Annotated in this window: 21 protein-coding genes; 12 read left to right on the top strand and 9 right to left on the bottom strand. The window is 54.8% G+C overall.

Annotation, left to right across the window (positions count from 1 at the left end):
* Window positions 1-10: 10 nt before the first annotated feature.
* Complete coding sequence (locus tag HS100_08065; protein MBE7433858.1) at window positions 11-745, bottom strand: PIG-L family deacetylase; 735 nt, start codon at window positions 743-745, stop codon at window positions 11-13.
* Window positions 746-804: 59 nt separating this feature from the next.
* Entirely contained in the window at window positions 805-1413 is a 609-nt protein-coding gene (locus HS100_08060) for a GNAT family N-acetyltransferase (protein MBE7433857.1), read from the bottom strand.
* A gap of 329 nt (window positions 1414-1742) precedes the next feature.
* On the opposite strand from HS100_08060, the gene HS100_08055 reads away from it, so the two are divergent.
* The 3 genes from HS100_08055 (at window position 1743) to HS100_08045 (ending at window position 4534) form a co-directional block, all read left to right on the top strand.
* On the top strand, window positions 1743-2759 hold the full coding sequence (locus HS100_08055; GenBank protein MBE7433856.1) for an ABC transporter ATP-binding protein: 1017 nt from the start codon (window positions 1743-1745) through the stop codon (window positions 2757-2759).
* Entirely contained in the window at window positions 2743-3591 is an 849-nt protein-coding gene (locus HS100_08050) for an ABC transporter permease (protein MBE7433855.1), read from the top strand. Before HS100_08055 ends, HS100_08050 begins: the two co-directional genes overlap by 17 nt.
* 88 nt (window positions 3592-3679) lie before the next feature.
* Window positions 3680-4534, top strand: coding sequence for an ABC transporter permease (locus tag HS100_08045; protein ID MBE7433854.1), 855 nt, complete (start codon window positions 3680-3682; stop codon window positions 4532-4534).
* Window positions 4535-4606: 72 nt separating this feature from the next.
* Here the strand turns inward: HS100_08045 and HS100_08040 are convergent, their stop codons facing one another.
* Window positions 4607-5167 (bottom strand): hypothetical protein, encoded by a 561-nt coding sequence (locus HS100_08040; protein ID MBE7433853.1) that lies wholly within the window; start codon window positions 5165-5167, stop codon window positions 4607-4609.
* 338 nt (window positions 5168-5505) lie between these two features.
* Window positions 5506-6063 carry a hypothetical protein gene (locus HS100_08035; GenBank protein MBE7433852.1) on the bottom strand — a complete coding sequence of 186 codons (558 nt, stop codon included), beginning with the start codon at window positions 6061-6063 and terminating at the stop codon, window positions 5506-5508.
* Between the two features lie 229 nt (window positions 6064-6292).
* Between HS100_08035 and HS100_08030 the strand changes: the two genes are divergently transcribed.
* The 8 genes from HS100_08030 (at window position 6293) to HS100_07995 (ending at window position 13907) form a co-directional block, all read left to right on the top strand.
* The gene (locus tag HS100_08030) at window positions 6293-8086 is read left to right on the top strand and encodes a PD40 domain-containing protein (protein MBE7433851.1); all 1794 of its coding nucleotides are present in this window, start codon (window positions 6293-6295) and stop codon (window positions 8084-8086) included.
* A 124-nt stretch (window positions 8087-8210) separates the two neighbouring features.
* A complete protein-coding gene (locus HS100_08025) occupies window positions 8211-8624 on the top strand; it encodes a cobalamin B12-binding domain-containing protein (protein MBE7433850.1) in 414 nt (137 codons plus the stop codon).
* Between the two features lie 54 nt (window positions 8625-8678).
* On the top strand, window positions 8679-9683 hold the full coding sequence (gene meaB / locus HS100_08020; protein ID MBE7433849.1) for a methylmalonyl Co-A mutase-associated GTPase MeaB: 1005 nt from the start codon (window positions 8679-8681) through the stop codon (window positions 9681-9683).
* On the top strand, window positions 9680-10234 hold the full coding sequence (locus HS100_08015) for a GNAT family N-acetyltransferase (GenBank protein MBE7433848.1): 555 nt from the start codon (window positions 9680-9682) through the stop codon (window positions 10232-10234). The genes meaB and HS100_08015 overlap by 4 nt, the downstream gene beginning before the upstream one ends.
* A gap of 5 nt (window positions 10235-10239) precedes the next feature.
* On the top strand, window positions 10240-11229 hold the full coding sequence (locus tag HS100_08010) for a ribose-phosphate diphosphokinase (protein MBE7433847.1): 990 nt from the start codon (window positions 10240-10242) through the stop codon (window positions 11227-11229).
* A 76-nt stretch (window positions 11230-11305) separates the two neighbouring features.
* Window positions 11306-12127, top strand: a complete 822-nt coding sequence (gene mutM, locus HS100_08005) for a bifunctional DNA-formamidopyrimidine glycosylase/DNA-(apurinic or apyrimidinic site) lyase (protein ID MBE7433846.1) — start codon at window positions 11306-11308, stop codon at window positions 12125-12127.
* Window position 12128: 1 nt separating this feature from the next.
* Complete coding sequence (locus HS100_08000; GenBank protein ID MBE7433845.1) at window positions 12129-12905, top strand: hypothetical protein; 777 nt, start codon at window positions 12129-12131, stop codon at window positions 12903-12905.
* 333 nt (window positions 12906-13238) lie between these two features.
* A complete protein-coding gene (locus HS100_07995; protein MBE7433844.1) occupies window positions 13239-13907 on the top strand; it encodes a response regulator transcription factor in 669 nt (222 codons plus the stop codon).
* Between the two features lie 10 nt (window positions 13908-13917).
* On the opposite strand, the gene HS100_07990 is transcribed toward HS100_07995, so the two are convergent.
* On the bottom strand, window positions 13918-14196 hold the full coding sequence (locus HS100_07990; protein ID MBE7433843.1) for a hypothetical protein: 279 nt from the start codon (window positions 14194-14196) through the stop codon (window positions 13918-13920).
* A gap of 155 nt (window positions 14197-14351) precedes the next feature.
* Between HS100_07990 and HS100_07985 the strand changes: the two genes are divergently transcribed.
* Entirely contained in the window at window positions 14352-16535 is a 2184-nt protein-coding gene (locus HS100_07985; GenBank protein ID MBE7433842.1) for a hypothetical protein, read from the top strand.
* 309 nt (window positions 16536-16844) lie between these two features.
* On the opposite strand, the gene HS100_07980 is transcribed toward HS100_07985, so the two are convergent.
* Genes HS100_07980 through HS100_07965 form a run of 4 tightly spaced genes read right to left on the bottom strand, consistent with a single transcriptional unit; the run spans window position 16845 to window position 18880 of the window.
* On the bottom strand, window positions 16845-17876 hold the full coding sequence (locus tag HS100_07980) for an HD-GYP domain-containing protein (protein ID MBE7433841.1): 1032 nt from the start codon (window positions 17874-17876) through the stop codon (window positions 16845-16847).
* Between the two features lie 4 nt (window positions 17877-17880).
* Window positions 17881-18156: a hypothetical protein gene (locus HS100_07975; protein ID MBE7433840.1), complete on the bottom strand. Its 276-nt coding sequence runs from the start codon at window positions 18154-18156 to the stop codon at window positions 17881-17883.
* Window positions 18153-18737, bottom strand: a complete 585-nt coding sequence (locus HS100_07970; protein MBE7433839.1) for a DUF5317 domain-containing protein — start codon at window positions 18735-18737, stop codon at window positions 18153-18155. The genes HS100_07975 and HS100_07970 overlap by 4 nt, the downstream gene beginning before the upstream one ends.
* A complete protein-coding gene (locus HS100_07965; protein MBE7433838.1) occupies window positions 18737-18880 on the bottom strand; it encodes a hypothetical protein in 144 nt (47 codons plus the stop codon). The genes HS100_07970 and HS100_07965 overlap by 1 nt, the downstream gene beginning before the upstream one ends.
* Window positions 18881-18977: the final 97 nt, after the last annotated feature.

The following is an 18977-nucleotide window of genomic DNA, read 5'->3' as shown; positions in this document are numbered from 1 at the left end:
AAAACAAAAACTACTGTTCCGACTCTTCCTCCGAGAATTTCATCACCCGGTACGACTCGGCGTATTCAAAATCCTTGTCCTTCGCGTCTTCCTTCGCCCAGTCGCGCATCCATTTATCCACCTCATCCACGGGCACCTGGCTGGCGTGTTTTTGCAAAGCCGCCACCTTGACGGCGATGGTTTCGGAGATGTCCACCCAGGTATCGGGTTTCTCCGTTCCATGGATGTACAACTTTTTGACGTTGTGCGGTTCATATCCCGCCTCGAGCAGGTCGGTGAAAATGAGCCTTGTCCCCGCCGATGGAAAAACCGCTTCACAGGCGGCTTGTGCCGCGGCGCGATGATCGGGATGGTTGACGTATTCATTGCCGTAGAACCAGGCTTCGGGATTCCCGATCAAGGCCACATCCGGTTTGTATTTGCGGATGATGCGCGTGAGTTCCTTGCGAAGTTGAATCGTCGGCTCGAGTTCGCCGTCGGGATATCGTAAAAAAACCGTCTCCTTCACGCCGAGAACTTTGTTTGCCTCGAGCTGCTCCTCTTCGCGCAGGCGCGCCAATTCCTGTTTGTATTCGCCGCCCTTCGTCGGGTCGTTCGATCCCGAATCCCCGCTGGTGATGACGACAGAAATAATGTCACAGCCCGCCTTCGCCCATTTGGCAAGCGTCCCGCCAATGGAAAATTCCTGGTCGTCAGGGTGGGCATGGATGCTGATCGCGCTTTTTGGGATGTACTCTTCACTCATAAAGTCATTTGCTCCTTAGAAATGGGGTGACTGTCACTTTGAAAGTGAGAGCCATTAGGTTATGGTAAAGCCTTCTTCAATGCATGGACGGTGATTCCCGTGCCTGCGATGAATTTTTCATCCACCAACTGGAATCCGAAATGCCCGTAATACGGCACGTTGGATTTTGTCACCGTGTCGGTATAAGCGGCGACCTTTTGCTCCTCAGCCATCTTCAAGAACGGGCGGATCAACTGCGATGAAAGCCCCTTTCCACGCGACTCGGGGAGCACGCCCAGATTATCGAGATAATAATGCGGATCGGGAGCGTTCTGCGCGTGGAATTCGTCGATATGCGCAATGACCCTGCGGGCGCGGAAATATCCGATTGGATACATGGTGAACAACAACGGCAATAGTTTTCCAATCGATTTCACGCTGATCGAGATCGAATCCTGTCCGGGAGATTTCCAAAACGCAACACCTTGAAGCGGATCTCCCACGCCAAACCCGCGCCCGGCTTTGATATTGATCTCGGCGTAGACCCGGAAGAATTTAAGCAGGGAACTTAACCGTGTTCTTTTGAAAGGCAGCATGAACGAGGTCAAAGGATCGTCCATGAACGAGCGGGCGATGACTTGTGCCGCGGGCTCCGCGTCTGAAAGGGTGAGCAGTCTGTGTTCGGCCATGGGCTGGATTTTACATCACAACCCGAATCGTAGTAAAATAGAACTGATTTTCTAGTTTTCTCCCCCAAACATTTTGTGTGTCGCTCACGCCTGCCTGCTGCGCTGCATCTTCGCGCAGCGAACGGCGGTGCAGGCAGAATGGCATGAACGAGGTAACCCATTAAAGTGCGAGAGCCAGGGTCGCCTTACCCTGGCTCTCTTACAAAGGAGGAGAAGAGATTTGTTACGCCCGCAAATGTAACACGCATCGTCCATGGGCGCTTGACGGATGCCCTACGCACAGCCCACGCAAACACAACGAACCAGATTACAGATTTTTAAGGAGAACCATGTCCTCTTTACCTGCCATCGAAACAAAAGACCTCGGCCGCATCTACAAACTGCGCGGCAACAAGAAGGAACCGCGCAAGGAACTTGTCGCCTTGCAGGATGTGACTTTAACGGTGAAACGCGGCGAACTGTTCGGACTCCTCGGACCGAACGGCGCAGGCAAGACGACCCTGATCAAAGTCCTCACCACGCTTCTCTCCCCGACCTCGGGCTGGGCGCGCGTTGCAGGAGCAGACGTCTCCGCCGATCCCGATGCGGTGCGTCCGAAGATCAACATGGTCTCGGGTGGCGAGTCTTCGGGTTACGGACTTTTGACCGTGCGCGAAAATCTGTGGATGTTTTCGCAGTTCTACGGCGTGCCTTCGAAGGAAGCCAACGAACGGATCGTCGCTCTGCTCGAAATGGTCGGGTTGAAAGACAGGATGAATACGAAATCATCGGAGCTCTCGACCGGCCTGCGACAGAAGATGAACATCGTGCGCGGATTCCTGACCGACCCCGAAGTGCTCTTCCTCGATGAACCCACCCTGGGACTGGATGTGGGCGCGATGCGCGATGTGCGCAGGTTCATTCTCGACTGGTTGAAAGCGGATCAGGAACGCACCCTCCTTTTAACAACGCACTACATGGCGGAAGCCGAAGAGTTATGCGACCGCGTCGCCATCATCAACAAGGGAAAGGTGCTGGCTTGCGACAAACCGTCCGTGTTGAAGCAGAAGCTTCAGAAAGACGCGCTGTTCGAGATCGACACGAGTCCGCTCAACGGGTTGAACCAGCAAATGTTGGTGGACCAGCCCGAGGTCACGAAAGCGGCGATCCTCGAGACGGAGACCGGCGCAAAGTTGAGTCTGAGTCTGGTGGAAGAATCCGCCCTGGCGAGAGTCATCAACCTGTTCACTTTAAAGGACGTGAAAGTGATGAGCCTGAGCAAGCGCGAGCCCACGCTCGAAGATGTCTTTGTGGATCTCGTGGGCCGCAGCATGGCGGAGGAGGAATCGAATGAACGCAGTGAGTAGCAAATACACTCACAAGGACACTGGCTGGCGGTTGTTCCTGAAAACGATCATCGCACGCGCGTATCCGCGGCTCATCGGTCAGCAGCGCGAGGTCTCGTGGATGCTGTTCGAAGTGGTGATGCCGATGCTGGCGGTGATCGCATATGTGTTCGTTTATCGCGCCATGAACGCGCCGGAGGAATACATCGGTTTCGTGGTGATGGGCGGCGCGATGACGGCGTTCTGGATGAATGTGCTGTGGAGCATGTCCAGCCAGTTGTATTGGGAGAAGGAGCAGGGAAATCTTGCCTTGTACATCATCGCGCCGAATTCGATGATGGCGATCCTGCTCGGGATGGCGCTGGGCGGGATGCTGGCAACCTGCCTGCGCGCCGTGGCCGTGACCCTGCTCGGAATCTGGATGTTCGATATCACGTTCAGCGTGGTGAGTTATCTCCAGTTGTTCCTTGTTTTCATGCTGGCGATGGTGGCGTTGTACGGCATGGGCATGATGATGGCTTCGGCGTTCCTGTTGTTCGGACGCGAAGCCTGGCATGTGGCGAACCTGGCGCAGGAACCGATCTTTCTCGCTTCGGGGTTTTACTTCCCGATCAAGTCGCTGCCGTTCTGGGTGGCGGCGGGAGCCTCGGTCATTCCGCTCACGCTCGGCATGGATGCGATGCGTCAACTGGTCTTCCCCACAGGGTTTCAGTTCGGCTTTATGACCGTGCAGATGGAGATATTGATCCTTGCGGTGCTTTCGGTGGCGTTCCTTGTGACGGCAAAGGCACTTCTGGCGCATATCGAGAGGATAGCGGTGCGCGAGGGGAGACTCACGGAGAGCCGGAGATAATTTTTAACCACAAAGGAGACGAAGGGTCACAAAGGAATTTAAATCTTTGTGTGCCTTTGTGACCCTTCGTGGTGGAAAAAGAGGTTTTATGCAAACATCAACTTCATGGCGTTCGTTCCGCATGGCGGCCTGGCTGGGATGGCTGATCGAGTCCAACTGGACCGACCCCTTTCTTTTCGCAGTGTATTCCATTGTCAAGCCGATCTCGGGCGCGGCGATCCTGGTCATCATGTACGGGATCATCTCGCAGGGAAATTACGACAGTGCGTTGTTTCCATATATCTATCTGGGGAATGCCTTTTACATCTACGTCGGCGCGGTGATGACGGGAGTCTCGTGGGCGGTGGTGGATGACCGCGAACATTACCGCACGTTGAAATACATGTACATCGCGCCGATCCACATCCCCATTTACCTGCTCGGGCGCGGTGTGGCGCGCTTCATCACCGGCTCGATCGCGGTATTCATCACCCTTCTGGCAGGGATTTTGTTCCTGAACGTGAGAATCAACTTTGCGGAGGTGGATTGGCTGTTGTTCTTCACAACCCTGATCGTCGGCGTGGTGATGCTCGCCATGCTTGGATTGCTTCTGGCGGGAGTTACGCTCACCCTTGCCCGCCACGAAGGGTTCATCGGTGAGGCAACGGCGGGAGCCTTGTACATCTTCAGCGGCGCCGTCTTCCCGCTCGATATCCTCCCCGAGTGGATGCGTCCCATCGGCTACTTCATGCCGACGACGTACTGGCTCGAACTCCTGCGCCGTTCATTGGTAGGGAATGTCGCGCAAGCCTTTCCCACCCTGGCGAATTTCAACAACCTGCAAATACTTGGCATTCTGGCAGGATTGAGCCTGTTATTCGGAACGGTCAGCGTGTTCGTCTTCCACTGGTGCGACTCCATCGCCCGCGAAAAGGGACTGATCGATAGGACTACGAATTATTAGCATATTGTTTGAAGTAAAAACAACAGCCCCGCTGTTTGGCGAGGCCGTCTTTTTCACATGAAAGATTTATTGTTAATAGGGATAGAAACCAGGCCCGGGATCTATCGTATCAAGGAAAGCACCCGGTGCGTTATCGTAGTAATAATATGTCCAATCTGGCGCCATAACATATGGATTGTAAGTCACATAAGTGGTGGATGGGTTTGCGGGGGATTCCTGGCAGGCTGTTTCAAATTGAACCCATAAATTAACGGTGTCAGGAAGGCCAAGCCAATCATAAACCGGGTAACAGAATGATCTTCCAGGTCCAGGCTCCGGCACATAGGTCCAAAAGCGCGCGCCGCCGAAGCCGACCACCACGTCATGCCCGCCCACTTTCTTGGAGGCGTGACAAACAACTTCCGTTGGCGAGGTCTGCGAGCAGTAAAGCGGGAAGTCGTCCCCGCCCTGCACCTGCACGAAGCCGGTGAGCTCGCTATTCGAGAACTCACCCGTCACGCGGAAGACGAAGGTCGGTCCGCCTTGGTTGTTCCCGACCGACCGCAGTTCCAGCGCGGAACCGGCGAAGGCTGTCCCTGCGGTCATTGCCAGCAGGGCGGTGAGCACCAGGGCTGTAAAAAATAACCGTTTCATATCACTCTCCTTTGCTAAAATGGGTTTACAAATGCCTTTCTCTATTATAGCCAGTTTATGAGATTTTCAACAAAGGATTAATTGCAGAACCGACTTAACCGGCAGGATGGAACGTCATGATTGACCCATATCCCCCTCCAAATGGACTGGGGGCGGGTTTTCTGCTGGTGTGACTCTATTGCCCGCGAAAAGGGACAGATCGACCGGACGACGAATTATTAGCATACTGTCTCCAAATAAAGCAAAAAAGGACAGTCCTTGCGAGACTGTCCTTTTTGTTGGCTTTCCGCTCTTCGATAGTCCAGCCTCAACCAGCGGGGCGGGACACTCTTCAATCATTACGGATAGTAATAACCCGGACCAGCCGGGGTCCAGGTTGCACCCCCGAAGCCCTCTGTGGATCCACCGGGGTAATACGTGTACGGTGTAAAACCAAAATTAGGGGAGAGGAAGCCGATACTATCACCGGCAGAGGGAGCCTCTTCAGAGCAGTTAGTCCCCTGGAATTCCCATTGCGTGAAAGGAGGCGGGAAATTCCAATCATAGACCGAGAGGCAATATGATCTAGGCGTGAATTCCTTTACATAAGTCCAGAAGCGTGCGCCGCCGAAGCCGACCACCACGTCATGCCCGCCCACTTTCTTGGAGGCGTGACAAACGACCTCAGTTGGCGAGGTCTGCGAGCAGTAAAGCGGGAAGTCGTCCCCGCCCTGCACCTGCACGAAGCCGGTGAGCTCGCTATCCGAGAACTCACCCGTCACGCGGAAGACGAAGGTCGGTCCGCCTTGGTTGTTCCCGACCGACCGCAGTTCCAGCGCGGAACCGGCGAAGGCCGTCCCGGCGGTTACTGCCAACAGGGCTGCGAGGACCAGAGTGGCATAGAATAACTTTTTCATAATGATTCTCCTTTTTTCTTTCCAAGTTAGGTGATTACTTCAAGCACTATCATTATAGGACTTTCAGGGGAAAATATAATTACCAAAAAGATGGTTTGTAAGGAAAATGAAATGTACCAAGTAAAGTGGATATGATTCATCTGAATAGCATCCTAGTCGCAAGCCGCCAGCAGAAATCACCGCGGTAGTATAATGCCCGAAAACTTTGAAATAACGGGAGAAACAGGAAATGACAGAAAAACGGCTCGGGTATTTCGTTCTAGTAGTCTCTGCATTGATTCTTGCTTCCTGCAACCTTGGCAGTCAGCCCGCGGCCGCACCGATCCCCACTGAAGTTCCCGCCGAAGCTGCTCCCGCTCCCGCCGCGACCATAATCGTCGTCGAACCACCCGAACTGCAACCAACCCCCGCGGCAAGCCCCAACGGAGCGGTCATATACGACGATGGAGAAAATATCCTCTCCATCGACCCGGATACTGGCGAGTCAAAAGTGCTCGTCAGCCGGAAGGAATTACAGCTCCTGCTCACCGAGGACAGATCGGCAGAGTCCTACACCTATGGTTATGCCAGACCGATTCCCATAGAATTCACACGCGATTTTACGAAGGCGCTCGTGACCATCTGCGCCGGTCTCGACAATCGTTTCCGCTGCGCCTTCGAGCATTACGTTTATTTTCTGGAGAGCAAGACCGCCATCCGCCTGCCAATCCCATCGGATACGTACGGAGTGTACTGGAAATGGTCGCCAGACGGCTCGAAACTCGCCGGAGCAGCCTGGGGCTACGACAAGGCATTCTACAAGCTGACGAATTTCTACGCGGTCGGAGCAGACGGCGATGTGCTCATCCCGCTGGACTCCATCGCTAACGAGCATTGGCAGATCGCCTGGAATCCCGGGGGGAAGGCATTCCATCCGCTGACCTTCGTAACAAATTTCCGTTCGATCTTTGCCGACGACTCGGGAGATGAGGATATTCCAATTTCAGGCATGGAATTCAACGACAAGGTGGAATGCCTGGCATTTTCGCCGGATGGTAACAGGGCCGCGTTCGTCGCCCGGCGCGATGTGCAAAAGGATCACGATATCGTTTATGTGGCGCGCTCCAATTTTACAGACGTCACCCAATTGACCGAATACGACATGGACTCGAAGTATCTATGCAATGTAGGCTGGTCACCCGATGGACGCTTCATCGATATAAAATATATTTCCGATCCCCGCGCCGAGGCGGGAACCGACCCCGGGGAAAAAGTAACCAAGCCGGATAGATTGGTCAATGTCGAAACATCAACGCTCACCGAGATTCGCGGCGGCGGCCGCGTCTGCGGCTGGACCCCGGATAATAAACTGATCCTCGCGCTCGAAGGCATCGCCGGAAACGAAGGCGGCATCGAAGTGATCGATCCATCGAGTTCCCAGCCGGTGGAACTGCCCCCGGGACTTCAATCGTCAGTCAAACACTGCCCGGTTCAATGGCTGGAAGCAGAACTGGCGTTTGATGTTCCCCTCGGGCTTTCCGTTCCAAACGCCTGCAACCCCGGCGGGACCTTCCCGGATGAAGAGGATGAAACTCCCGTCCCCGAACTGTACGATTTTATCGAAGCATCCGCATCGCTTAACGGTGAGACCCTCACAATAATCATGACCATGAAATCAGTGAACCCGGACCTGACCGCCTACCTGACCTCCGATGTGACCAATTTCGTCAACGGATTCGATGTCCTCGTGGATGTGGACAACAACGCCTTGAGCGGGGATAAATTCGGCATGGAGTACGCATTGTCAGTCGGAATCCTTCCCGGCGCCGCTCCAAAATCCGAAGGCGTGGTGGGCAAATTCGACTCAGCCGCGCAAACGTTCGCCAAAGGCGAAAAATTCTCGCCATCCTTCGACTCCGGCGCGAAGACCCTGACGATTTCCGCCGACATCCCCGGCATCACCGCGGATTCGCGGCTGGTCTTCCTATCCCGCCGGGTGAACGATGCAAAGACTGCAGTGATCGGAGACCGCCTGTGCGATTGAAACGGATTTGATAAACAACAAAAGACGCGCCTCATGCGCGTCTTTTCCTTTAAGACACTGCGCGTGATTTATCGTTTGTGATGCATAGTATAATCGCCGTGAGGTACCTTGAATCGGAGGATGAATGACCGAAAAGAAAACCGGCGAACGAAAGGTTCGCGTGTTGGTGGCCAAACCCGGCCTCGATGGGCATGACCGCGGCGCAAAGGTGATCGCGCGCGCCCTGCGCGATGCAGGGATGGAGGTCATCTACACCGGGCTGCGGCAGACTCCAGAAATGATCGCCGAGGCGGCTCTGCAGGAGGATGTGGATGTGGTGGGACTCTCGGTGCTTTCTGGCGCGCACATGGCATTGACCCCGCGCGTGATGGAACTCCTGCGTTCCAATGGGCAATCTCACGTCAAAGTCTTTTTGGGCGGAATAATTCCCGATGAAGACCTGCACCGCCTGAAAGAATTGGGCGTTGCGGGTGTATACGGACCCGGCGCATCCACCGAAGACATCATCCGCGATATAAAACAGGCTGTGACGGGTTAGCCTGAATACTTCCACACAGAGCCCCTGCTCTGTGTTTTGTTCTTAAGGAAACGAATGAACTTAGCCCAAGCCATTCTTAACGGTGACCGCCTTGCGCTTGCGCGTCTCTTGACCCAGGTTGAAAACGACACGCCCGATGGGCGCGCAGCCTTGAAGGAATTATTTCCGCACACCGGCAAAGCGCATCTCATCGGTGTGACCGGCGCGCCGGGCACAGGCAAATCCTCGCTGGTGAATCAACTGGCTTTGCACTACCGCAGGACGGAGGAGAAGCGCATCGCGATCATTGCCGTCGATCCGTCCAGCCCATTCACGGGCGGAGCGGTGCTTGGGGATAGGGTCCGCATGCGCGACCTTTCCGGCGACCCGAATGTTTTCATCCGTTCGATGGCTTCGCGCGGCTCGCTGGGCGGACTGGCGCAGGCGACCGCGAACCTTGTCCAGGTCTTCGATGCGGCCGGGTTCGACATCATCATTGTCGAAACCGTCGGCGCGGGTCAAAGCGAAGTGGATATCGCCGGTCTCGCTCACACGACCCTCGTCGTGGAAGCGCCCGGGCTTGGCGATGACATACAAGCCATCAAGGCTGGTATATTGGAGATCGCCGACATCCTGGTCATCAACAAAGCGGACCGTCCCGGCGTCGAGAATACAGAGAAGGCGCTGAAGACCATGCTTGAACTGGCACATCCGACCGAAAGGGTTTTCAAACATCATGGCGCGTATATGCGAGTCACAGCGCCGAAAAAGAACGAAAACACAAAGATGTGGATCCCCCCGATCCTGCGGACGATCTCGACCGAAGGCACGGGTATCCCTGAACTGGCGGACGCGGTTGCGCGGCATGTGAGTCACTTAAGGACCAGCGGAGAATGGGATTCCCGCGAGCGGACCCGGTTCGAGGTCGAGTTGGAAGCGCTGGTCCGCGACGGGTTGATGAGCCGCTTCAAAGAGGATGTCCCTGCACCGGCGTATGAAAAGGCGCTTGAGTCGGTCATCCAAAGAAAAATGTCGCCGTGGGAAGCGGCAGCTTCCTTGATGAATGGAAGGCAGTCATGAGCATCATTTATGGGAAACGAATCCGCCTGCGCGCGATCGAGCGTGAAGACGTGGCGAAATTTCACAAGTGGGTGAACGACCCCGAAGTGACGCGCGGACTGGCGATGTATCTGCCGCTTTCGATGCAGGATGAAGAAAATTGGTTCGACAGGATGTCGAAGAGCGACCCGGATGAAAAACCGCTCGCCATCGAGGTCCGCAAGGGAAGGAACTGGAAATTGATCGGCAACTGCGGCGTGTTCGGCATTTCGCTGGCAAATCGCAGCGCCGAATTGGGAATCATCATCGGCGAGAAAAGCGAATGGGACAAAGGCTACGGGGCGGAAGCGATGATCCTGCTGCTTCAACACGGTTTCGAGACGTTGAACCTGAACCGCATCTTTTTGCGGGTCTATGAAGATAACGTGCGCGCGGTGCGTTCCTACGAAAAAGCCGGGTTCGTTCTGGAGGGGCGGCAGCGTCAGGCTGTCTACAAACACGGAAAATACGAGGATGTCCTGTTCATGAGCGTCCTGCGTTCGGAATGGGACACTCGCAAGAAGGAGAAGTAAGGGTCATGCATCACGTTCATCACGATCTGAAGGTGTACGGCGGCATAAAACTGTTCGGCGGCACAGGGTCGCCGGAGCTGGCGAAAAAGATCGCAGAGTACCTCGACATGCCCCTGAGCGGGCGCGAAGTGATCGAGTTCCCGAACGAAAATCTTTTCATCAAACTGAGCGGGAGCGTGCGCGGACAGGATGTGTACGTCATCCAGACCACGTCCTCGCCGGTGCATCGCAACCTGATGGAACTGCTCATCATGATCCAGACCTTGAAACTGGATTCGGCGGCGCGCATCACGGCCGTGGTGCCCTATCTGTGTTACGGACGCTCCGATAAGAAAGACCAGCCGCGCGTTCCCATCACCGCACGCCTTGTGGCGGACATGATCGAAGTCGCCGGCGCGGATCGTTACATGACCCTCGACCCGCACGCCGGGCAGATCCAGGGATTCTTCTCGATCCCCGGCGATGTGTTGACCGCTTCGCACATGTTGATTCATCACATCAACCAGAACCTGCGCGCCAGCATGAAAGATCCCGTTGTCGTATCCGTCGATCTCGGTTTCGCCAAAAAGGGGCGCAATTATGCGGCCGACATGGACATGCCGATCGCCTTCATCGAAAAGCGCAGGCAGGGCAACGAAGCAAAAGCCGAAGCGCTGACCCTGATCGGCGAAGTGAAAGACCGCGACGTCATCATCGTGGACGACGAAGTGGATACCGGCGGCTCGATTGCGCAGGCGGTGGATGTGGTGAAAAAGAACGGCGCGCGGGATGTATATCTGATCTTCGTGCATGCCATCCTTTCCGCGAACGGCGCGGAACGCCTCGCCTCCCTGCCCATCAAGCGCATCATCACCACCGACACGGCTCCGATCTCCCCCGAGAAAATAAAAATGCTCGAAGGCAAACTGACCGTCCTCTCGGTGGCTTCGTTGTTGGGCGAGGTCATCAAGCGCGCGCATGAAGGGCGCTCGGTTGGGGAGATGTTCAACGAATAAATCCGGTTGGCAGGTTGAAGGTTGAAAGGTTTCAGGTTGAACCTTCAACTTGAAACCTGAAGCTTGAAACCTAGCCATGCCCGAACTCCCCGAAGTCGAAACCATTGCCCGTTCCATCGAGCCGCTCGTCGCCGGGCGGACCATCATTTCTGCCGACGTGCGCTGGGCGCGGACGATCGCCTTCCCTTCCGCGAAAAAATTCAAAGATCAGGTGAAAGGCCAGCGAATTTTTGGGGTCACGCGCCGGGCAAAATACCTCATCCTTAGGCTGGAAACTTACAGTATCCTGATACATTTGCGCATGAGCGGGGATATTGTGATAAGAAAAGGTAAAATCAAACCGGAAAAACACGACCGCCTCATCCTCACCCTGAGCGGAAAACGCGGAGAAGAGAGTCACCTCGCCTTCAACGATACGCGCAAGTTTGGGCGCGTCTGGCTGACAGACAAACCCGAATCCGTGCTTGGCAAACTCGGACCCGAGCCGCTCGGCAAGGAATTCACACCGCAGTGGTTGTTTGAAAACTTGCGCAAGCGAAACCGCCAGTTGAAACCGCTCCTGCTCGACCAGACTTTCCTTGCCGGAGTCGGCAACATCTATGCGGACGAGTCCCTGCATTTGGCGAAGCTGCATCCACTCAGGTCGTCCAACTCCGTGACGCTGAAACAGGCTCAGGCGCTGCATGAGGCGATCCGATCCGTGTTAAAGGAAGGCATCCGCAGGAATGGCGCGAGCATCGACTGGGTCTATCGCGGCGGCGAGTACCAGAACCATTTCCGCGTCTACGACCGCGAAGGCGAGCCCTGTTTTACTTGCGGAGCGAAGATTCAGAAATTAACGGTCGGTCAGCGCGGCACGCATATCTGCCCGAACTGCCAGCCGCTCGAAAGGAAATGACATGCAGATCAATTTTGCCACCGTGACCGTTCCCACCCTTTTTCTCTGGGGAATGGGCTTGCTTGTGTTTCTCGTCGGCGGACTGCTCGGCTATTTCAACATGGCGATCGATGCGCGCAAAAAAGCCGAGTCGGCGGACTTGAAAGTGGAGAATGCGCGCGAGGAAGCCCGCAAAAAATTCGCGGAAGCCGAGCAGCTATTAAAAGAAGCGAAAGCCCTGGGCGCGAATGTCCCTCACTCAGGGGATGACAAGGCGCTCTTGAGAGTCATGGAAGCGGAAAATTTACGTGTGCAGATCGAGATGGACGGCAAACCCCTCTCCGCGCCTCTCACCCCCGAACGCAAAAGACGTCTGCTCGAACTCGTCAATCACTTTCGACCCTGGCTCGAGAGCGGAGCGATGCCCGCGCAGGCTTCAAGCCCGCAGCCCGACCTCGCCTCATTCGCGCCGCAAGTTTCGATTCCCGCCGAGCCTTCGGTCAAGCCGGTCTCTGTCACATTCCCCATGGCGCAGCCGAAACCCAAGACCGACCCCGAAACCGAATTTAAATTACTAAGCATGGTCAAACAGATCGACGTCGTCCTGCAAAAACGAATCGCCGGGACCCCGCTCGCACAGTTCGATATTCACCTGCAAGACGCGTCCTCCGGCGGGCTCGAAGTCGTCATCGGCGAAAAGAAATACGAGACCATCGACGATGTGCCCGATGCGAACATCAAATCCGCCATCCGCGCCGCGATCGCGGAATGGGAGCAGAAGTACGTGCCGGGAGCGTGAGGATCAAACAGAAATGCGACTGTCATTTTCGTTGACAGTCGCATTTTTTATTAAGATTATCTCCCCTTCGGCGCGCCCAGCCTCCTCCGCCAGTCCACTGGCATTCGAGCCGCCCAGAGGCTGGGTGAGCGCCCTGTTCCCCTCCCCCTGTCATTCCTTGCAGAGATGGGACGAATCACCCATTTCCGCTTCACCAAGTATCGGTTATGAATATATTGTATTGACTCCGGTTACACGGTCAATGGATGGGGGTCTAGGCATTTGTACTGTATCAGTTGAAACGGGCTATATTTTCTGCTACCCTGAATGAAAGTCGATGTGGGAGTGTGCTTTATGGAAACAAAGATACGCGTCGCGATCCTGGACGATCACCCGATGACCGTGGAAGGATATTTATCCAAACTGGGCAAAGACCCGCAGATCGAGATCGCCGCAACGATGGGATTTGCTGATTTAATGGAACCGGTCCTACAAAAAGGGGAAGTGGATGTGTTGATACTGGACATCACCGTGCCGACCTCGGCGGAGAACCGCAATTCCTACCCGATTCTGCATGTCATCCCGAAATTGCTGGAAGAGCATCCCAACTTGAACATTCTGGTCATCAGCATGCACGCCGAACGCGGACTGATCCGCGAGGTGATGGCGGCGGGCGCGAACGGATATGTCCTCAAGGACGACCGCGAAGCCAACGACAACCTGCCAGATATCATCAAATCTGTGGCGGAGGGCGGCGTTTATTTAAGCAAGGAAGCGGGCGCTTTATACGACAAGCATTTGTCGAGCGACAGCGGGAAACAGTTGAGTCCGCGTCAGCTCGAGGCGCTATCGTTGTGCGCCTCGTTACCCGGCGAGAAAAGCGTCGTCCTTGCCAAAAAGATGAGTATCACTCATTCGGCATTTCGCACCCTGCTTTCGGGCGCATACCTCAAACTCAACGCAAGGACGCGGGCAGACGCCATCGCGAAGGCGAGGAAATTGGGGTTGATCACTCCGGAGTGAAGCGGGGGCATCAGAGCGACGACTCCGCTTCTTCGAGCAGGCGAAAGGCAGGCCGGCTAACATCCTCAAAGACCTTTTCGAGCACATGGCGTCGTTCGATTTTAAGAGCGGACATCAATCTCTGCGCCTGATCGTATCTTTCCAACAATTCATGGACGCAAAAACTGACCGCACCGCATTCGATGAGGATTTTCTGCGCCTCCTCCAATGCCGAGGCTTGTTTGCAGACATGCGGACGGAGTTCCTCGAACCGCGAACGTAAAAACCCTGCATGTTTTTCATGACACATTTCTCCTTTTGTTTGATTTGGGCGAAAGACATTTCGATCTCGAAAACCCAGTTTCCTATACTATAATCGGACCACCTCCTTTCAATTTTCGTATACTTGCCGCCCATAATTCTTTGATCGAGATGGATAAGAGCTTTCGGAATATCGGACAAGCCATGGAACGATCCGCCTCTTTGGCGGTATTGTTGATCCTGACAGCGTACACAATCGGGATCCTTTTTGTTGCGCCCTATCCGGGAATGTATATCGACCCCTCGACCGGCCGCATATCGGCTTTGTTTATAGATACCGATTTGCTTCATGAAGGAGATCGAATTCTCCAGGTTGGTTCCGTCACATGGGAAGATTACAAATCAGATAGAAGGGTTGTCCTTTTTGCAGGGCTGGAGCGGGGAGACAAGACCGAAATCCGTGCGGAACGGAACGCCGAATCTGTGTCCGTCCTATGGCAATATCCGGGTTTCAGCTCCGCGGAATTCAAGAGCAGGATATTTAATGTTTGGCCTTTGGCGTTTGTCTTCTGGCTGGCCGGATTGGCCGCCCATTTATCGATTCGACCGCGCGATACGCGCCGCACGCTGTTCATCGCCGCAAATTACCTCACTGCCTTATGGCTGGCATCCGGCAGCCTTTCTTCCTCGCACCTTTGGGAAAGTTCAACCCTGCTTCATGCATCGTCGTGGCTTATGATGCCCGTCTACCTGCACCTGCATTGGATATTCCCATATCCGTTTAGAAGCTCGGGAAAAGCGTGGAGCGTCCTGTACGTCATTGCGCTGTTTGGCGCAGCCGGTGAATTTTTTCATATCATCCCGCGTGGTCTTTTCCAGATGGCATTTCTGATCGCAATTGGGGGCAGTTTCCTCCTGCTCATCGCCCATTACATATTCCAGCCCCAGGAACGCAGAACCATCCGGCTTCTTTCTTTGTCATTCGCCCTCGCTTTCCTGCCCGCGATCTTTCTGACCATATTCTTCGCCTCCGGCTTGGCGGTTCGAGAAGGACTGATATCCTTCCTGTTCCTTCCCTTCATGCCGCTGGCATATTTTTATATAATCCATCGCCGCCAATTGGGCGGGATGGAAACCCGCGTAAACCGCATTGTCTCCACGTATGCTTTCCTGATTTTGCTCGGCTTGATTGTTATTATCGCCATCCTGATCGCCGTCCAATTTGAACCCTCCCCGGAAACATGGGCGATTCTCGCCGCAGGTATCTCCATCCTTGCCATCATTTTGACTGCAGCGTATCTGACCCGTTTCCAGACATTCGTAAACCAGCGTTTTTTTGGCATCACACTCCCCTATCAAAATCTGCCAGAGACCTACTCAAGCCGTATTGCGGTCAGCGACAACCTTCCCAGTCTGCTTACCCTGCTCGAAAACGAAGTCTTTCCCAGTCTCCTCGTCCGTCAATACGCATTCCTCCAGGCACAGGATAAAACCCTGGACGTCCTCCTCGCCAAAGAGGTCCCGATCGAATCGTTCGACGTCGACGTTCTGACTCAAAAAGCCGGGCGTTACATCCCAAACCTTCCTCCGGATGAGGGCTGGCTGCGCCTCATCCTTCCGCTCAAAGTGGGTGACAAGACCCTCGGCTTTTGGCTGCTCGGCAGGCGCGACCCGGACGACCTCTACCCCCAGGTCGAAATTCCCATCCTGCAATCCCTCGCGGACCAGACCGCCATCGCCCTGAGCAATATCCTTCAGGAAGAACAATTGCGCAGCCTGTATCAAACCGACATCGAACGCACCGAACGCGAACGCAAAAGTCTCGCGCGTGACCTGCACGACAGCATATTGAATCTGCTTGCAGATATGTACAAGCGGCTGGATGCAAACACCCTTCCGCCCGAATTTCTCTCCGACTACGAAAGACTCAAGCTGCGCCTGCGCGAGATCATCGGCAACCTTCGCCCGCCGCTGCTCGACCAGGGTCTGCCGTTTGCCTTGACCGAACTCGTCGAAGACATCAGGGATAAGAATGAGAACCTCGATATCGCCCTGAACGTGCAAGCCGGCGAAGAAAAATCCCCGGAAAACATAGAGACGCATATATTCTTCATCGTCCGGGAAGCTTGCCAAAACGTCCTGCGCCACGCCCATGCCAAAACACTTTCCATCTCAGGGGTCGTTTCGCCCCGGCGCGTGGACTTGACCATCAAGGACGATGGCATTGGCCTTCCCTTCGGGAGCAATCCCGATTTTCATGCCCTGCTGTCCGGGCGTCACTTCGGGCTGGCAGGCATGATGGAACGCGCCAACCTGATCGGAGCGAAGTTGGAGATCTCATCCAAACCCGGCTCTGGGACGATCATTCGTATTTCCTGGCAGGAGTAATGGGATAAAAAAAGCGCGCCAGTGAATTCACTGGCGCGCGCCCCAATAATCCCCAAGTCGCATCTGGTTCCCCTCGAGCGGCGGATGCGCTGGTCTTAAGACAAGTTCGCTTTTAGATTGTAAACATTCTGTGCGCGATTATCAATGATTTCGGCATAGGCATTTGTACTGCCCCCGCAGGCGGGATGCCGCTTGATCTTCCAGCCCGGACCGGACAATAAATCCACGAGATATTGACAGCCTGAAAAAAGGATCCATAATGACAAAAGCGCCGGGTTCCCCTCCATCTCGGCGCGTTGTAAGACAACGTTATGAGCCGTGCAGCATTTGAATAAAATCGTGCGCCAGGCGCGGGTCGAAATGCCTGCCCGATTCCTTCTGAATGTATTCCAGGGCAAACTCCTTCGACCAGGCGCGCCGGTAGGGACGATCCGAGGTCAGGGCATCGAATACATCCGCAAAGGCAAAGATGCGCGCAGCAAGCGGAATTTCCTCCCCGGCAAGATGATCGGGGTAGCCGGAGCCATCCCATTTCTCATGATGATAACGCGGGATGAAGAGCGCCGGTTCGATATCCGGAATCGACTTGAGAAATTCCACGGCGAGCATGGGATGACGCCGCATCAAATCCCATTCCCCTTTCGTGAGTTCCCCGGTTTTCAATAAGATCGCATCCGGAATGGCGATCTTCCCGATGTCGTGGACTTGCGCGCCGCGCCGGATGTTCGCCATTTCCGTTTCCGGCAGACCGAGCCGCCTGGCAAGCTTCAGGGTCATTTCGGTTACGCGCTTGGTGTGATCCTCGGTTTCAAAGTCGCGCAGGTAGAGTGAACGCGACCAGCCTTCGAGCGTTTTTTCTGTGGAGACCGGCAGATTCGGAACCGTCCGGGATGCATCCCGGTAGCCTTTTACGTTCCAGACGAACAACACGACCTGATTTTCGAGGGCGGGAATGAGGCGGAATTCATACCAATTAATCCCGCTGGGCGGAAGGGTGAGCATGCTTTCGAAAAGCGTAAAACGCTTCGATTGGTTGAATTGTTCTGTGGCGATTTCAAGTTTTCGCTTGATGGTATCGGGAAGGATGTCGCGAATGAATAACCCCTTCCGAACATGGAAGTTGTGCAGGATCGAACCCGCGCGCGCCTTGCAATTGACGATCCGCCCGGTTTCGTCGAGGACGAACAGGAGATCGTCAGCCATTTGGAGCAGGTCTTTTAATCCCTCCTCGGGTGCGGTCAAATGGACGGGCAGAACCGAGACATGGAAACCCGCCTTCATGGTGGTTTCCAAATTTTCAAAATCGGTCATGTGCGGGAGCGAATCAATGCCAGCCTGCATCAATTCAATCGCCGATGGACATTGAACCACATACCTGTTTTGCGAGGTCGGAGAGGGAATCCGCCCGGATCGAGGCGATCAGGTCGCTTTCTTCAGGGGTGAGGGAAAAGGTCTCGCCGAGATAACCTTTTACCAACGCCTCTCGCGGATTTTCAAGGAGCAGGTTGCGGAATTGGTTGTTAACCACGGCGGCTGCGAATACACGACTGAGTCCCTTTGAAGCGGTCATGGGCGCGACTTTAATTTGTAACTGGGGTTTATATGCAAACGAAGTGATCATGTCAAAATCCTTTCCGGTAAAGTGTCTTTTCCCGGCACACGGGCAAGCAGCCAGAACACGCCGGCTGCCAGAAATACGTCACCCAGGCTGAAAGCCACCTGATATGTGGACCAGGCCGGGGACAGGAAACGATCCGCTAGAATCTCGAAGCGGGTGTCTTGCGGTTCGAGGAGGATGTCTTTTATCCCGATCCGCTCCCCGAGCGAAATTTCGTTCAATTCTTCCCGGGTAAAAATACGGCTGGCTGTCTGTGGGCTTATTGGCATGAAACCGCCGTTCGCCGTCATGACCGCGAAGTTGAGCGCCGCCCCAATGAGCAGGATCAACATCCCGGGCAATTTTCGGTTGAGCCAGGCGAACCCCAGCAGGAGGAACTGCGATGCCGTTAGAAGGATGGCAGCCCACAGATCCGAAACCTGCTGGCGGATTCCCGGGATATATATGATGGCGAATTGCGGCAGGTAGGCGAGGAATACCAGCCAAAGGTATTGAAGATCGGGAGGACGATAGGACTGGCGACGTGCCCACATCACGACCATTCCGGTTGTAAAGCCAGCCAGAACGGCAATGAGCAGGATCACTATCGGCTGGTTCCGCCGCCGTCTTCCGGTGCGCCCAAACCGAGAACGAGCATGGCGAGGGATACGAGGACAAAGACCATCTGAATGTGCTGGCGGTTGATCTTGGAAGCGGACAAAACGAGGTGGTTAAGTGTGTTTTTCATGATATTTTCCTTTTTTTGAATTTGATTGTGGCGAATATACCCTCTGACAGGCTTCAAAACAGGCTTCAAAACATGTTTTAGAAAGATAATAAAAACA

It is taken from the genome of Anaerolineales bacterium (assembly GCA_015075725.1).
Classification (GTDB): Bacteria; Chloroflexota; Anaerolineae; order Anaerolineales; family Villigracilaceae; genus Villigracilis.
Note: the sequence above shows the minus strand (reverse complement) of the source record. Positions and strands in the feature narration are given on the sequence as shown.

Bases quoted from the DNA above. Each gene is read 5' to 3' on its own strand.
- HS100_08065 (MBE7433858.1), bottom strand. From the start codon at position 745: ATGAGTGAAGAGTACATCCCAAAAAGCGCGATCAGCATCCATGCCCAC.
- HS100_08060 (MBE7433857.1), bottom strand. From the start codon at position 1,413: ATGGCCGAACACAGACTGCTCACCCTTTCAGACGCGGAGCCCGCGGCA.
- HS100_08055 (MBE7433856.1), top strand. From the start codon at position 1,743: ATGTCCTCTTTACCTGCCATCGAAACAAAAGACCTCGGCCGCATCTAC.
- HS100_08050 (MBE7433855.1), top strand. From the start codon at position 2,743: ATGAACGCAGTGAGTAGCAAATACACTCACAAGGACACTGGCTGGCGG.
- HS100_08045 (MBE7433854.1), top strand. From the start codon at position 3,680: ATGCAAACATCAACTTCATGGCGTTCGTTCCGCATGGCGGCCTGGCTG.
- HS100_08040 (MBE7433853.1), bottom strand. From the start codon at position 5,167: ATGAAACGGTTATTTTTTACAGCCCTGGTGCTCACCGCCCTGCTGGCA.
- HS100_08035 (MBE7433852.1), bottom strand. From the start codon at position 6,063: ATGAAAAAGTTATTCTATGCCACTCTGGTCCTCGCAGCCCTGTTGGCA.
- HS100_08030 (MBE7433851.1), top strand. From the start codon at position 6,293: ATGACAGAAAAACGGCTCGGGTATTTCGTTCTAGTAGTCTCTGCATTG.
- HS100_08025 (MBE7433850.1), top strand. From the start codon at position 8,211: ATGACCGAAAAGAAAACCGGCGAACGAAAGGTTCGCGTGTTGGTGGCC.
- meaB (MBE7433849.1), top strand. From the start codon at position 8,679: ATGAACTTAGCCCAAGCCATTCTTAACGGTGACCGCCTTGCGCTTGCG.
- HS100_08015 (MBE7433848.1), top strand. From the start codon at position 9,680: ATGAGCATCATTTATGGGAAACGAATCCGCCTGCGCGCGATCGAGCGT.
- HS100_08010 (MBE7433847.1), top strand. From the start codon at position 10,240: ATGCATCACGTTCATCACGATCTGAAGGTGTACGGCGGCATAAAACTG.
- mutM (MBE7433846.1), top strand. From the start codon at position 11,306: ATGCCCGAACTCCCCGAAGTCGAAACCATTGCCCGTTCCATCGAGCCG.
- HS100_08000 (MBE7433845.1), top strand. From the start codon at position 12,129: ATGCAGATCAATTTTGCCACCGTGACCGTTCCCACCCTTTTTCTCTGG.
- HS100_07995 (MBE7433844.1), top strand. From the start codon at position 13,239: ATGGAAACAAAGATACGCGTCGCGATCCTGGACGATCACCCGATGACC.
- HS100_07990 (MBE7433843.1), bottom strand. From the start codon at position 14,196: ATGTGTCATGAAAAACATGCAGGGTTTTTACGTTCGCGGTTCGAGGAA.
- HS100_07985 (MBE7433842.1), top strand. From the start codon at position 14,352: ATGGAACGATCCGCCTCTTTGGCGGTATTGTTGATCCTGACAGCGTAC.
- HS100_07980 (MBE7433841.1), bottom strand. From the start codon at position 17,876: ATGCAGGCTGGCATTGATTCGCTCCCGCACATGACCGATTTTGAAAAT.
- HS100_07975 (MBE7433840.1), bottom strand. From the start codon at position 18,156: ATGATCACTTCGTTTGCATATAAACCCCAGTTACAAATTAAAGTCGCG.
- HS100_07965 (MBE7433838.1), bottom strand. From the start codon at position 18,880: ATGAAAAACACACTTAACCACCTCGTTTTGTCCGCTTCCAAGATCAAC.